This window comes from Cellulomonas sp. Marseille-Q8402, assembly GCF_965119525.1.
In genome coordinates this window covers 2012993-2025964 of record NZ_CBCPLX010000001.1, presented here as the reverse complement: position 1 = coordinate 2025964, position 12972 = coordinate 2012993, and the positions used below count along the sequence as shown (strand labels likewise).

Genomic DNA, 12972 nt, shown 5'->3' with positions numbered 1-12972 from the left:
GTCAGACCGCGCACTCGCACACGAGGTTCCACTCGACGACCTGGTCGCCCTCGTCGGGCCGCGCCCACGCCTCGGCCTCCGCCCGCGAGCCGAACCGGCGGCCGGCCAGCCGGCCGTTGGCCAGCAGCACGCCGACCTCGATCTGGGTGCGCGGGTCGTCGACGTCGACCGCCGGTACCGCCTGCTGCACGCTCATGCCGCTGCTCCTCGCCGTCGTCGTCAGGTCCACCCGGTGCAACCCCCGGCGGGCGCCGGGTAGTCCCGGGCGTCCTCAGCCCCGGCCGTCCAGGGCGAAGCCGAGCACCCGGTCGTCCGACGGCCCCGGGGCACCGCGGCCGTCGGTGTTCCCCGTGACGACCCACAGCCGGCCGTCGGGCGCCACCGCGACGTCCCGCAGCCGGCCGTACTCCCCGGCGTGGAGGTCCCGCGACGTGACCGGGTCCGCCGTCGGGACCGCGCGCAGCACCGCGCCCTTGAGGTTGGCGATCAGCAGCGTGCCGTCGACGTAGGCCATGCCGCTGGGGCTCGCCGCGTCCGGCGTCCACTGCTGCACCGGGTCGGTGAACCCCTCGGCACGGGCGATCCCCTCCACCTCGGGCCAGCCGTAGTTCCCGCCCGGGGTGATCACGTTCAGCTCGTCCCACGTGTCCTGGCCGAACTCGGTCGCGTAGAGCGTCCCGTCCTCGTCCCACGCCAGTCCCTGCGGGTTCCGGTGGCCGAGGCTGAGCACGAGCGAGCCCGGGCGGGGGTTGTCGTCCGGCACGTCGCCGTCGGGCGTCATCCGGAGGATCTTCCCGGCGAGCGACCCCGGGTCCTGCGCGTCGGCCGGGCGGCCCGCGTCGCCGGTCGTCGCGTAGAGCATCCCGTCCGGGCCGAACGCGAGCCGGCCGCCGTCGTGGTGCGCCGCCGCGGGGATGCCCTCGAGCACCGGCTCGCGGGCGCCCAGGCCGAGCGAGCCCGGCACGCCGGTCAGCGGGAACCGGTCGATCCGGTTGCCCGCCCGGGTCGTCGCGTACGTGTACAGGCGGTCCGCGTCGTCCACCGCGATGCCCAGCAGCCCGCCCTCGCCGCCCGGTGCGACGTCGGGGACGGTGCCGACCACCCGCGTGCCGCCGTCCGCGGTCAGCTCCAGCACCTCCCCGCGGTCACGGGTGCTCACCAGGGCGGTGCCGCCGTGGAACGCCACCGACCAGGGCACGTCCAGGCCGGTGGCGACCTCGACGGGCGACCCGGCCGGGGTCGCGACGCCGGTGGCCGGCGGTGCCGCCGGGGGTGCCGCCGCCGGTGGCGGGCTGCAGGCGCCCGCCAGCACGGCCAGCACGAGCACGACCGGCCAGTGCCGGCGTCGGTCGGCGGCCACGGCACCTCCGGGTGCTCGGTGAGGACGGACTAGTCGAGCAGCCCCACGACGTAGCCGACGAACAGCAGCAGGGCGACGGCCACCACCGCGCCGACGATCCCGTAGACCACCCAGTTGGTCCGCCGCCCGGGCAGGTCCGGCTCCTGGAACGCCGCGCCGGACGTGCTGGACTCCCCGGGCGGCGTGTCGCCGGGCGCGACCCCGCCGCCGGGCTCGAGGCCGGGGGTGTTCGACGGGTCCGGGTCGGGGCTGGGGGTGCTCACGCGCGGCCTCCGGGGGTGCGGGCAGGAGTCCGCGGCGGCGCGGCCGCGGACGGGCTGACCACGCCACGGTAGGCACGCCCGTCCCGTGCGGCGACCGGGGGCGCCCTGCGCGCCCCGGGTCTAGCGTGGAGCGCGACGGTGGTCGGCACGACGAGGGGGTCAGCATGTCGGACAGCGAGACCGGGAGCGTCACGGGAACCCCGGACAAGGACTACAACCTCATCTGGTTCGCGGAGGCCTGCCTGAGCAACGTCCTGCGGCTGGAGCAGTACATCCAGGACGCCGACCGGGCGGGCGACACGGAGCTGGCGGACTTCTTCCGCAGGGCGCAGGCGGAGAGCCGCAAGGGGGCGGAGCAGTCGAAGTCGATGCTCGCGCACCGGCTGCAGGCCTGAGGGCGTCGGACGCGGACGCCGCCCGGTCCGGCGCACCGCCGGTCCGGGCGTCGCGTCCGCGCTCGGCCGCGCGGGCGGGTGGTCAGACGCCGCGCGTGCGGATGAGCTCCGCGACCTCCTGGACCAGGCGGTCCATGCCGACCAGCGCCTCGCGGTCCCACGGGTCGACGGCGTCCGCGTACAGGTTCAGCGCGATCGTCGTGTCGCCGTCGACCATCGCCGGCAGCGCGGCGGCCGACCGGAAGCCCTGCTCGACCGCGGCCGCCTTCCAGCCCGGCCACCGCTCCTCCGCCAGCACGTCGGTCACGATCTCGCCGCGCAGCTGCTGGATCGCGACGACGCACGGCCCTTCACCCGTCTCGACCTCGACGGCGTCGCAGAGCGCGGCCCGGGGCGCGCTGCTCGCGACGTACTCGAGCAGGTGGTGGCGACGCAGGATGATGCTGCACTCGGTCGGCACGCCGACGCGCTCGGCGGCCTCGCGGGCGTAGGCGTCGAGGAAGGCGTAGGCCTCGTCGCGCTCCGGGTACTGCGTCACGGCTGGACCTCCGGGCTGGCTGGGGATCGCACTTTCTCACACGCGCGGCGGCAGCGAGGAATCCGTCAGCCGCCGGTGGACTCGCGGACGATCACGCGGGGCGTCACGGTCTCGACGCCCCCGGCGTCCCGGCCGTCGAGCGAGGCGAACAGCCGCTCGGCCGCGCGTCGCCCCATGGCCTGGAAGTTCATGTCGATGCTGGTCAGCGCGGGCCGGCACCCGGCGATCATCGGCTCCCAGTTGTCGAACCCGATGACGGCGACGTCGTCCGGCACCCGCACGCCGCGGTCGTGCAGCGCGTCGAGCACGCCGCGGGCGATCTGGTCGCTGCCGCAGACGACGGCGTCGACGTCCTGGTCCAGCAGCGCCGTCGCGCTGGACCGGCCCCACGCCTCCGACCACGAGCCGTACCGCACCGGGCCGACGCGCTCGAGCCCGTGCGCGGCCAGCGCGGCGTCGGCGCCCGCGGCGCGGTCGGTCGCGGCGGCGTAGGTGATGTCCCCGGAGACGTGGGCGATCCGGCGCCGCCCGGTGGCGATCAGGTGCTCGACCGCGATCCGGCCGGCGGTGACGTTGTCCGGGACCACCGACACGTCCGCGGGATCGGTGGACGGGGCGTAGGTGTAGACGACCGGGACGGGCAGGTCGTGGCCGAGCGGCGGGCGGGCGTCGGTCTGCGAGCCCACGACGATCAGCCCGTCGACCCGCCGGCCGAGCAGCGTGGCGAGGTGGTGCTGCTCGCGGATCGCGTCGCCGCGGGAGTCGCAGAGCAGGACGCTGGCACGGCCCGCGCCGAACGCGTCCTCGGCGCCCATGAGGATCGGCAGCGAGAACCGGCCCTCCAGGTCGTGGGTCAGGAGGCCGACGGTGCCCGTGCGGCCGTCGAGGATCGCCCGGGCGAGCGCGTTGGGCGTGAAGGAGAGCCGCTCCGCCACGTCGAGCACGCGGCGGCGCGTGTCGGGGCTGACCTCGGCCTTGCCGTTGATCGCCTTGGACGCGGTCGCCACGGAGACGCCGGCGAGCTGCGCGACGTCGCGCAGCGTGACCTGGCGCCGCCCGGGTGCGTCGGTGCTCATGGATCCCCCTCGTGCGGTCGACGGCGGTCAGCGTACGACGAAAACGATGCGCCCCGGCACCCCGTTGACGACCGGTGCGGTCCGCTGCTAGCGTCACCGAAAAGGGTTTCGGCGACTTTCGGCGAGACCCCGGTTCCAGCGATGGTCGGGCACCGAGGCCCGCCACCGACCGCACTCGACGAGGAGACCGGTCCGCATGAAGGCACGACGCACACCCCTGATCGCCCTGGCCGCCGCGGGCGCCCTCGGGCTCGCCGCCTGCTCGGGTGGCACCTCCGCCGGCGGCGACGCCGGCGGATCGACCTCCGGGGCGGAGGGCGGCGGCGACGGCGTCGTCACCGTCTGGCACTACTTCTCCGACCCCAACCAGGTCGCGCTCATGGACGCGTACAAGGAGAAGTTCGAGTCCGAGAGCGACGCGACGGTCGAGAACGTCTACGTCCCGTACGACCAGATGAACTCCAAGCTGGTCTCCGCCGCCGGTGCGGGCACCGGGCCCGACGTCGTGGTGTTCAACGGCGCCGAGGCCGCGACCCTCGCGCTCGCGGACGTGCTCGCCCCGCTGGACGACCGCTGGGCCGAGTTCGCCGACGCCGACCAGTTCCCGGAGTCCGTGCTGCACAGCGTCGACGACCAGCTGTACGCGGTGCAGGGCTACGTGAACCTGCTGGGCCTCTGGTACAACCAGGACATCCTCGACGAGATCGGGGTCGAGCCGCCCACCACGATGGACGAGCTCGAGGACGCCATGGCCGCGGCCAAGGACGCCGGCTACGGCGGCATCACGCTGTCCGGCCTGCCGCAGTCGCAGGGCGAGTGGCAGGCCTACCCCTGGATCAGCGACGCCGGCTTCAGCTACGAGGAGCCGGACGCCGACGCGCTCGCCGCCGGCTTCGAGCGGGTCCGGTCGTGGGTCGACAACGGCTGGCTGACGCAGGAGGCCGTGACCTGGGACCAGACGGTCCCGTTCCAGCAGTTCGCCGCCGGGAACACGGCCTTCGCGCAGAACGGCAACTGGCAGATCGGCACGGCCGAGTCGGACGCCGACTTCGCCTACGGCGTCGCCCCGCTGCCGCTCGGTGACACCGGCCAGGTGTACCTGGGCGGCGAGGGCGAGGGCATCGGCGCGCACGCCGACGACCCGGACCTGGCGTGGGAGTACCTGCAGAGCACCTACCTCGACGTCGAGGGCCAGGAGCTCGCGCCCGACCTGGTGGGCTCGATCCCGTCGCGGGCCGACACGGCCCAGGCCGACGTGGTGACCGGCAACGCGCTGCTCGACCCGTTCGCGCAGACCATCGCCGACTTCGGCGCCAGCTACCCGGACCCGGTGATCCCGCCGGCCGCGGTGGCCGACGTCCAGCTGACCGTCGGCCAGGCGTGGTCCGCCGTGATCGGCGGCCAGAAGTCCCCGCAGGACGCGGCCGACGAGGCCGTCGCCACGCTCTCCGGCCTGCTCGGCTGACACCCGACCGGGCGGTGCCGGCACCCGACGGCGCCGGCACCGCCCCCGCACCCCCCGAGGTCCTCATGTCCGCAACCGGCACCACCGCGCCCGCGCGGCAGGCGCTGCCCGGCACCGCCCCCGCGGCGCACCGACGCCGCCGCGGCGGCAACCGGATCGTGTTCCTGCTGCCCGCCGCGCTCTTCCTCGGCCTGTTCAGCATCTACCCGCTCGTCCAGCTGATCCGGATGGCGGTCAGCCAGGTCACGGCCGCGACCCTCAACGCCGACTGGGTCTTCACCGGCCTGGACAACGTGCGCCGCGGCTTCGAGACGGGCCAGACCGGGCCGGCGATCAGCCGCACGCTCGTGTTCGTCGTCGTGGTCACCGTGCTCGGCATGCTGGTCGGGTTCGGCGCCGCCATCGCGCTGCGCACGAGCGGCCGGTGGTCGGCGTGGCTGCTCGCGCTCATGGTGTTCGTCTGGGCGCTGCCGCCGGTGGTCAACGGGTCCGTCTGGAAGTTCCTGCTCAACGACGCCGGCCTGATCAACACGGTGCTGCTCAGCACCGGCCTGCGCGACACGCCGGTGCCGTTCCTCTACGACCAGCACTGGGCGCTGTTCGCGGTCGCGTTCGTCAACGCGTTCGCGGTGATCCCGTTCAACACGCTCGTGTTCCGTGCCGCGCTGATGACCATCGACCCCGAGGTGTTCGAGGCCGCGCAGCTCGACGGCGCCAGCAAGTGGCAGCAGATCCGGCACATCATGGTGCCGTCGGTCCGCCCGACCACGCTGGTGCTGCTGATCCTCACCCTGGTCTACGGGTTCCGGTCGTTCGACTTCATCTACGTGATGACCTACGGCGGCCCCGGCACCGCGACCAACACCCTGCCGTTCCTCGGCTACCTGCAGGCCTTCGTCCGCTACGACTACGGGCTCGGCGCGGCCACCTCCGCGCTCGCCGTGGTCGGCGTGCTGGTGCTGGCCGTCGTGTACGCCCGGAGCATCCGACGCGAGGAGGCCGACTGATGAACGTCAAGGCCGGTCCGGTGGCGGTCGCCGCCAAGACCCTGCTCACCCTGATGTACGGGGTGCCGATCCTGTGGATCCTCATCACGTCCCTGAAGTCGTCCGACGACGTCTTCGACCCGGGCCGGACGTTCCTGTTCCGCCCGGTGACCACCGCCTACGTCGAGGCGCTGAGCGGCGACCTCGCCCGGGCGCTGCTGCAGTCGGTGACCATCGCGACGTGCGCGACGGCCCTGGTGCTGCTCATCGCGATCCCCGCGGCCTACGGGCTGGCCCGCACCCGCGGCCCGGTGCCCACCCTCGCGCTCGGCCTGCTGATCGTGCTGCAGATGATGCCGCAGACGGCCACCGTCATCCCGCTGTTCGAGGCGTTCAGCGGCTGGCGGCTGCTCGACACCACGGCCGCCGTGGTGCTGGCCGACGCCGCGCTGCTCGCCCCGTTCGCCACCCTGCTGCTGCGGCCGTTCTTCCGGGCGGTGCCGCCGCAGATCGAGGAGGCGTCGTCCATCGACGGCGCCGGGATGCTCCGCACCTTCTGGTCGGTCGTGCTGCCCGTCGCCCGCAACGGCGTCGCGACGGTCGGCACCCTGACGTTCCTGCTGGCCTGGGGCGAGTTCCTGTACGCCGTGAACTTCTACCTGACGCCCGGGCAGTACCCGCTGTCCGCCCTGCTCGCGCAGCAGGTGAGCGCCTTCGGCATCAACTGGCCCGGCCTGATGGCGCTGGCCGTGCTCACCTCGATCCCCATCCTCGTCGTGTTCAGCGCCACGTACCGGCTGCTGCGCGACGGCCTGACCGTCGGTGCGGTGAAGTGACCACCGCTCGTCCTGCACTGGAGACCACGATGCCCGACCTGACCGAGACCACCGTCGACCGCGCCGCCCAGCACGGCCGTCCGCACGCTCCCTCGTCCGCCCGCTGGCAGCCGCTCGGCATCGACGAGGTCCGCCTCGAGGGCGGGTTCTGGGGCGAGCTGCAGGAGCGCAACGCCACCGCGATGATCGACCACACCGAGCGCTGGATCGAGCGGATGGGCTGGGCCGGCAACTTCGACGCCGCCGCGGCCGGCACCCTGCCCGGCGCCCGCCGCGGCCGGGAGTTCTCCGACTCCGAGATCTACAAGCTGCTCGAGGCCATGTCCTGGGAGGTCGGTCGCACCGGCGACGCCGACCTCGACCGGCGCCTGCGCGCCCTCGCGTCCCGGGTCGCCGCCGCGCAGGAGCCGGACGGCTACATCTCGACGATGTTCGGCCGCCCCGGGCAGGGGGCGCGCTGGTCCGACCCCGAGTGGGGGCACGAGCTCTACTGCATCGGCCACCTGATCCAGGCGGGCGTCGCCCGGGCCCGCACGCACGGGGACGACGAGCTGGTGCAGGTCGCGGTCCGTGCGGCGGACCACGTGTGCGCCGAGTTCGGGCCCGACGGCCGGCAGGGCGTCGACGGGCACCCGGAGATCGAGTCCGCGCTGGTCGAGCTCTACCGGCTCACCGGCGAGCGCCGCTACCTGGACCAGGCGCGGCTGTTCGTCGAGCGGCGCGGGCACGGCGTGCTGGCCGACATCGAGCTGGGCCGGTCCTACTTCCAGGACGACGAGCCGGTGCGGTCGGCGACGACGCTGCGCGGTCACGCCGTCCGCGCGCTGTACCTGGCCGCCGGCGCCGCGGACGTCGCGGTGGAGGACGGCGACGACGCCCTGCTGGACGCCGTCGCCGGCCAGGTCCGGTCCGCGCTGGCCCGCCGCACCTACCTCACCGGCGGCATGGGCGCCCACCACGAGGGCGAGTCGTTCGGCCTCGACTTCGAGCTCCCGCCGGACCGCGCCTACGCCGAGACGTGCGCCGGGATCGCGTCGGTGCTGGCCAACCACCGGCTGCTGCTGCAGTCCGGGGACGCGCGGCACGCGGACGCCGTCGAGCGCACGCTGTTCAACGTGCTGGCGGCCTCGCCGTCCACCGAGGGCACCGCGTTCTTCTACACGAACCCGCTGCAGCAGCGGGTCCCGGGCGAGGTCCCCGACCCCGACGTCGCCAGCCCCCGCGCGTCGTCCAGCCTGCGCGCGCCGTGGTTCCACGTCTCCTGCTGCCCGACGAACGTGACCCGCACGGTCGCCTCGCTGGCGGCCTACGTGGCCAGCGCCGACGACGACGGCGTCCAGCTGCACCAGTACGCCCCGGGCACGGTGCGCACGACGGTCGGCGGGGCACCGGTGCGGCTGCGCGTCGCGAGCGGCTACCCGCACGCGGGGCGGGTCGAGGTGCAGGTGGAGGAGGCGCCCGCTGCCTGGACGCTGACCCTGCGCGTGCCGGCGTGGGCCACCGGGGCGACGGTCGACGCCGGCGACGGCGCCCGGCCCGCCGAGCCCGGGTACGTCGCCGTGCCGGGTCCGGCGGCCGGCGGCCGGGTCGTCCTCGACCTGCCCGTCGCCCCGCGGTGGACGCAGGCGGACCCGCGGGTCGACGCGGTCCGGGGCCAGGTCGCCGTCGAGGCCGGGCCGCTGGTCTACGCGCTCGAGTCGGTGGACCTGGGGGAGGACGTCGGCCTGGTCCGGGTGGACACCCGGTCGGCGCCGGAGGCCCGCGAGGACGGCACGGTGACCGTCCGCGCCCGGACCGTCGAGCCCGCCGACGAGGACTGGCCCTACGTCGCACCCGCCGGCGGGACGGACTCCGCCGCGGCGCCCGCGCGCGAGGTCCCGCTCGTGGCCTACCACGCGTGGGGCAACCGCGGGCCGTCGACGATGCGGGTCTGGCTCCCGCAGGACTGACGCCCCGGTGGACGGTTCGGACGGACACGCCGACGGCGTGTCCGTCCGAACCGTCCACTCCGCCTTCCCGCCGTCGGGGCTCGGCGCTCACCCGGGGCGGGTGGCGCGCCCCGCCGGAGGCCGTCGGTAGCGTCGCGACGTGCCCGCCCCGGTTCCGACGGCGACCGCAGCCGTGCCGACGACGCGCGACCTGGCGCGGCTCACGCTGCTGGGCGCGCTGGTCGGTCTGCCCGCGGGGCTGATCGCGTTCGCGTTCGTCGCGGTGGTGCACCTGCTCCAGACCCTCCTGTGGGACCGGCTGCCCGACGCGCTCGGCCTGGCGGCCCCGCCCTGGTACCTGGTGCTCGCGCTGCCGGTCGTCGGCGGCGCGCTGGTCGCCGCCGCGCGCCGCCTGCCCGGGGACGGCGGCCACCCGCCGCTCAGCGGCCTGCACCTGGGCCCCACGCCGCCCGCGCACGCCGCCGGCATCGCCCTGGCCGCGGTCGCGACCCTCGGCTTCGGGCTCGTCCTGGGACCGGAGGCGCCGCTGATCGGGCTGGGCACGGTCGTCGGCATCGCGGTCGCCCAGCGCGCCGGGGTGACCGGGCAGGCCGGCACTCTCCTCGGCGCCTCGGGTGCGTCGGGGGCGATGTCCACGTTGTTCGGCGGGCCGCTGGTCGCCGGCGTGATGCTGCTGGAAGGCGCCGGCGGTGCGCTCACCGCGGCCACGCTGCTCCCGCCGCTGGCCGGTGCGGCCGTCGCCTACCTGCTGGTGACCGGCTTCGGCGACTGGACCGGCCTGCCGACCGGCGGGCTGACGGTCCCCGGCCTCCCGGAGTACGACGGCGAACGGCTGGAGGACCTGCTGCTGGCGCTCGCGGTGGGCGTGCTCGCCGCGCTCGCGGTGACGGCCGTCCGCCGGCTCGCGCGGGCCGTCGCCGCCACGGAGGTGCGGGTCGGCCGGCTGCCGCTCCTGCTCGGCACGGGCCTGCTGACCGGCGCGGTCGCGGTGCTCGCGGGGGAGCTGGGCGCCGACCCGCGGGACGTGCTCTTCTCCGGGCAGACGTCCATCCCCGTGCTGGTCGCGGGCGAGTCGGCGGGTGTCGTGCTCGTGCTGCTGGTCGCCAAGGCGCTGGCCTACGCGCTCGCCCTGGGCGGCGGGTTCCGCGGCGGGCCGATCTTCCCCGCGATCTTCCTCGGCGTCGCGCTGGCGGGGCTGGCCGTGACGCTACTCGACGTGTCGCCGACGCTGGCGATCGCGGTGGGCGTCGCGGCCGGGATGGCGGCGACCAGCCGGCTGCTGCTGTCGGCGGTGCTGTTCTCGGCGCTGATGGTCGGCCGCGACGGCCTGGACACGTCCCCGGCGGCGGTCCTCGCGGCGATCGCCGCCTGGCTCACGGTCCGCGCCCTCGACCCCCGTCCCGCCCCGCCTGACGGCCCGTCCCCGCCCCCTCGACGCCGAGTGGAGAGTCCTGCCGGGCACGCCGGGGCGTGTCGGGCAGAACTCTCCACTCGGTGGTGCGGGTGGTGCGGGTGGTGCCGGGTGGCGCGGGTCAGGCCCGGTGGGCCGGCTCGTGCCCCTCGGTCGGGGCCTCGGTCGACGGGTCGGCCGACGTGCGGTGCACGGGGTGCGGGTGGCTGCGCTCGAGCGAGGCGCCCTCCACGTCGACGTCGGGGAGGATCCGGTCGAGCCACTTCGGGATCCACCAGGCGTGCCTGCCGGCCAGGTGCATGACGGCCGGGATCAGCAGCATGCGGACCACGAACGCGTCGAGCAGCACGCCGAACGCGAGCCCGAAGCCGAGCGGCCGGATGATCGCGGACTCGGCGAACATGAAGCCGGCGAACACCGACGCCATGATGATCGCCGCGGCCGTGACCACGACGCGCCCGGCGTGCAGGCCGCGCCGGACGGCGACCCGCGGGTCGACCCCGTGGGCGAACGCCTCGCGCATGCCGGACACCAGGAACAGCTGGTAGTCCATCGCCAGGCCGAACAGGATGCCGGTGACGATGATCGGCAGGAAGCTGAGCACCGGCGCCGGGTCGTGCACGCCGAACACCGAGCCGAACCAGCCCCACTGGTAGATCGCGACGACGCCGCCGAGGCCGGCGAACAGCGACAGCACGAAGCCGAGGGTCGCGGTGACCGGCACGAAGATCGACCGGAAGACGATGATCAGGATGATCAGCGACAGGCCGACGACGATCGCCAGGTAGCCCGGCAGGGCGTTCGCCAGCTTCTCCGAGACGTCGACGTTCGCGCTGGTGGAGCCGGCGACGCCGAGCCGCACGTCGCCGTCCAGCGGCGAGGCGTCCCGCAGGTCGCGCACCAGCTGCTCGGTGCTCTCGCTCTCCGGGCCGTCGGTCGGGATCACCTGGAACGCCAGGACGGTGCCGGCCTCGTTCGCGCCGATGGGCGCGACCGCCACGACGTCGTCGAACGCCGCGAGCTCCTCGCCGACGCGGACCTGCGCGCCGACCAGCTCGTCCGCGGTCACGGCCTCGGGGAGGTCCGCCACGACGAGCAGCGGGCCGTTGACGCCGGCGCCGAACTTCTCGGCGGTGATGGAGTACGCCTGGTACTGCGTTGACTCCTCGGGCTCCGCGGAGCCGGTCGGCAGGCCGAGGCGCATCGAGAGCGCCGGGATCGCGATGACCAGCAGGGCCGCGAGGCCGGCGACGAGCGTGAGCACGGCGCGCCCGGTGCGCATCGGCGTGGTCGGGACCGCCTCGGGCTCCTCGCGGCCGACGGTCGCGCGCTTCTTCTTGGGCAGCACCCGCAGGCCGATCCGCGACAGCAGCGCCGGGGTCAGCGTGATGGCGATGAGGACGGCGACGAGGATGCAGAACGCGCCCACCGAGCCCATCAGGCCGAGGAACGGGATGCCGGTGACGTTGAGCGCGAGCAGCGCGACGAACACCGTGGCGCCGGCGAACACGACGGCGTTGCCGGCGGTGCCGTTGGCCAGGCCGATCGACTCCTCGAGCTCGACCCCGTCGCGCAGCTGGCGGCGGTGCCGGTTGAGGATGAACAGCGAGTAGTCGATGCCGACCGCCAGGCCGAGCATCAGGCCGAGCACCGGGGTGACGGACAGCATCTCGACCGCGCCGGACAGCGACAGCGACGCGACCGCGCCGACGGCGACGCCCACCAGGGCGGACACGATCGGCAGCGCGGCGGCGACGGCCGAGCCGAGCATGATCAGGAGCACGATGCCGGCGATGACCACGCCGGCGACCTCGCCCGGGCCGAGCACGCTCGGGACGCCCTGGGTCAGGTTGTTGGACAGCTCCACCGAGGCGCCGGCCAGGTCGGCGTCCTCCAGCGAGGCGACGACGGCGTCCTGCGTGTCCGTCGAGATCTCGAACTGCGAGGCCTCGAACGAGATGTTCGCGACGGCGGCCGACTCGTCCGACGAGACCTGCCGGATCTCGCTCGCGAGGTCGAGCAGCGCGGCGCCGTCCTCCAGCTGGGTGCGCTGCGCCTCGAGCTCGGCGCGGCCCTGCTCGGCTGCCTGCCGGCCCGCGTCGAGCTGGGCCTGCTGCTCGTCGATCTGGGCCTGGCCGGCGTCGAGCTGCGGCTGCACCTGCGCGAGGGCGCCGGCCGCCTCGGCCTGGGCACGCTGCGCGTCGAGCGCGGCCTGCGCCTGGTCGATCTGGGCCTGGCCTGCCTCGAGCTGGGCGTCGCCCGCCTCGAGCTGCGCCTCGCCCGCCGCGATCTGCTCGCGGCCGGCGTCGACCTGCGCCTGCTGCTCAGCCAGGCCGGCCGTGGTCTGGAACGGGTCGGTGACGCCCGCGATGCCGTCGAGCTCGGCCACGTCGGCCAGCGCGGCGCTGATCGCGGTGCGCTGCTCGTCGGTGAAGGCCTCGTCGCCGCCGGTGTGGAACACGACGGTGCCGCTGCCGCCGCTCGCGGCGGGGAACTCCTCGGCGAGCTGGTCGGTCACCTCCTCCGTCGCGGTGCCGGGGATCGTGACCGCAGAGGTCAGTGCGCCGCCGAAGGCCAGGTACGCGCCGACGGACAGGGCGAGCACCACGATCCAGGCCGTGACGACGGCCCAGGCGCGGCGGGCGGAGAAGCGCCCGATTCGGTAGAGGAGTCCTGCCATGGTCCCTGTTCTC

General features: G+C 74.8%; 11 protein-coding genes and 1 pseudogene. 6 read left to right on the top strand and 6 right to left on the bottom strand.

What is annotated here, in order from left to right:
- Position 1 precedes the first annotated feature (1 nt).
- The 3 genes from ACWPWW_RS09315 to ACWPWW_RS09305 form a co-directional block, all read right to left on the bottom strand.
- Positions 2–196, bottom strand: coding sequence for a hypothetical protein (locus ACWPWW_RS09315; protein ID WP_454050034.1), 195 nt, complete (start codon positions 194–196; stop codon positions 2–4).
- Between the two features lie 75 nt (positions 197–271).
- Positions 272–1360, bottom strand: a complete 1089-nt coding sequence (locus ACWPWW_RS09310) for a PQQ-dependent sugar dehydrogenase (RefSeq protein ID WP_454050033.1) — start codon at positions 1358–1360, stop codon at positions 272–274.
- A gap of 29 nt (positions 1361–1389) precedes the next feature.
- On the bottom strand, positions 1390–1623 hold the full coding sequence (locus ACWPWW_RS09305) for a DUF6480 family protein (RefSeq protein WP_454050032.1): 234 nt from the start codon (positions 1621–1623) through the stop codon (positions 1390–1392).
- Positions 1624–1787: 164 nt separating this feature from the next.
- Between ACWPWW_RS09305 and ACWPWW_RS09300 the strand changes: the two genes are divergently transcribed.
- Positions 1788–2018, top strand: coding sequence for a hypothetical protein (locus ACWPWW_RS09300; RefSeq protein WP_454050031.1), 231 nt, complete (start codon positions 1788–1790; stop codon positions 2016–2018).
- Between the two features lie 82 nt (positions 2019–2100).
- Here ACWPWW_RS09300 and ACWPWW_RS09295 read toward each other — a convergent pair whose 3' ends face one another.
- Complete coding sequence (locus ACWPWW_RS09295) at positions 2101–2556, bottom strand: GAF domain-containing protein (protein ID WP_454050030.1); 456 nt, start codon at positions 2554–2556, stop codon at positions 2101–2103.
- Between the two features lie 65 nt (positions 2557–2621).
- Entirely contained in the window at positions 2622–3632 is a 1011-nt protein-coding gene (locus ACWPWW_RS09290; RefSeq protein WP_454050029.1) for a LacI family DNA-binding transcriptional regulator, read from the bottom strand.
- Between the two features lie 196 nt (positions 3633–3828).
- Between ACWPWW_RS09290 and ACWPWW_RS09285 the strand changes: the two genes are divergently transcribed.
- The 5 genes and pseudogenes from ACWPWW_RS09285 to ACWPWW_RS09265 form a co-directional block, all read left to right on the top strand.
- The gene (locus ACWPWW_RS09285; protein WP_454050028.1) at positions 3829–5097 is read left to right on the top strand and encodes a sugar ABC transporter substrate-binding protein; all 1269 of its coding nucleotides are present in this window, start codon (positions 3829–3831) and stop codon (positions 5095–5097) included.
- Between the two features lie 65 nt (positions 5098–5162).
- The gene (locus ACWPWW_RS09280; RefSeq protein WP_454050027.1) at positions 5163–6104 is read left to right on the top strand and encodes a carbohydrate ABC transporter permease; all 942 of its coding nucleotides are present in this window, start codon (positions 5163–5165) and stop codon (positions 6102–6104) included.
- Positions 6104–6919: a carbohydrate ABC transporter permease gene (locus ACWPWW_RS09275; RefSeq protein WP_454050026.1), complete on the top strand. Its 816-nt coding sequence runs from the start codon at positions 6104–6106 to the stop codon at positions 6917–6919. The genes ACWPWW_RS09280 and ACWPWW_RS09275 overlap by 1 nt, the downstream gene beginning before the upstream one ends.
- 29 nt (positions 6920–6948) lie before the next feature.
- Complete coding sequence (locus tag ACWPWW_RS09270; RefSeq protein WP_454050025.1) at positions 6949–8868, top strand: glycoside hydrolase family 127 protein; 1920 nt, start codon at positions 6949–6951, stop codon at positions 8866–8868.
- 139 nt (positions 8869–9007) lie between these two features.
- Positions 9008–10228 (top strand): annotated as a pseudogene (locus ACWPWW_RS09265) (chloride channel protein); the annotation flags it as partial.
- Positions 10229–10400: 172 nt separating this feature from the next.
- On the opposite strand, the gene ACWPWW_RS09260 reads toward ACWPWW_RS09265, so the two are convergent.
- Positions 10401–12959 carry an MMPL family transporter gene (locus ACWPWW_RS09260; RefSeq protein WP_454050024.1) on the bottom strand — a complete coding sequence of 853 codons (2559 nt, stop codon included), beginning with the start codon at positions 12957–12959 and terminating at the stop codon, positions 10401–10403.
- Positions 12960–12972: the final 13 nt, after the last annotated feature.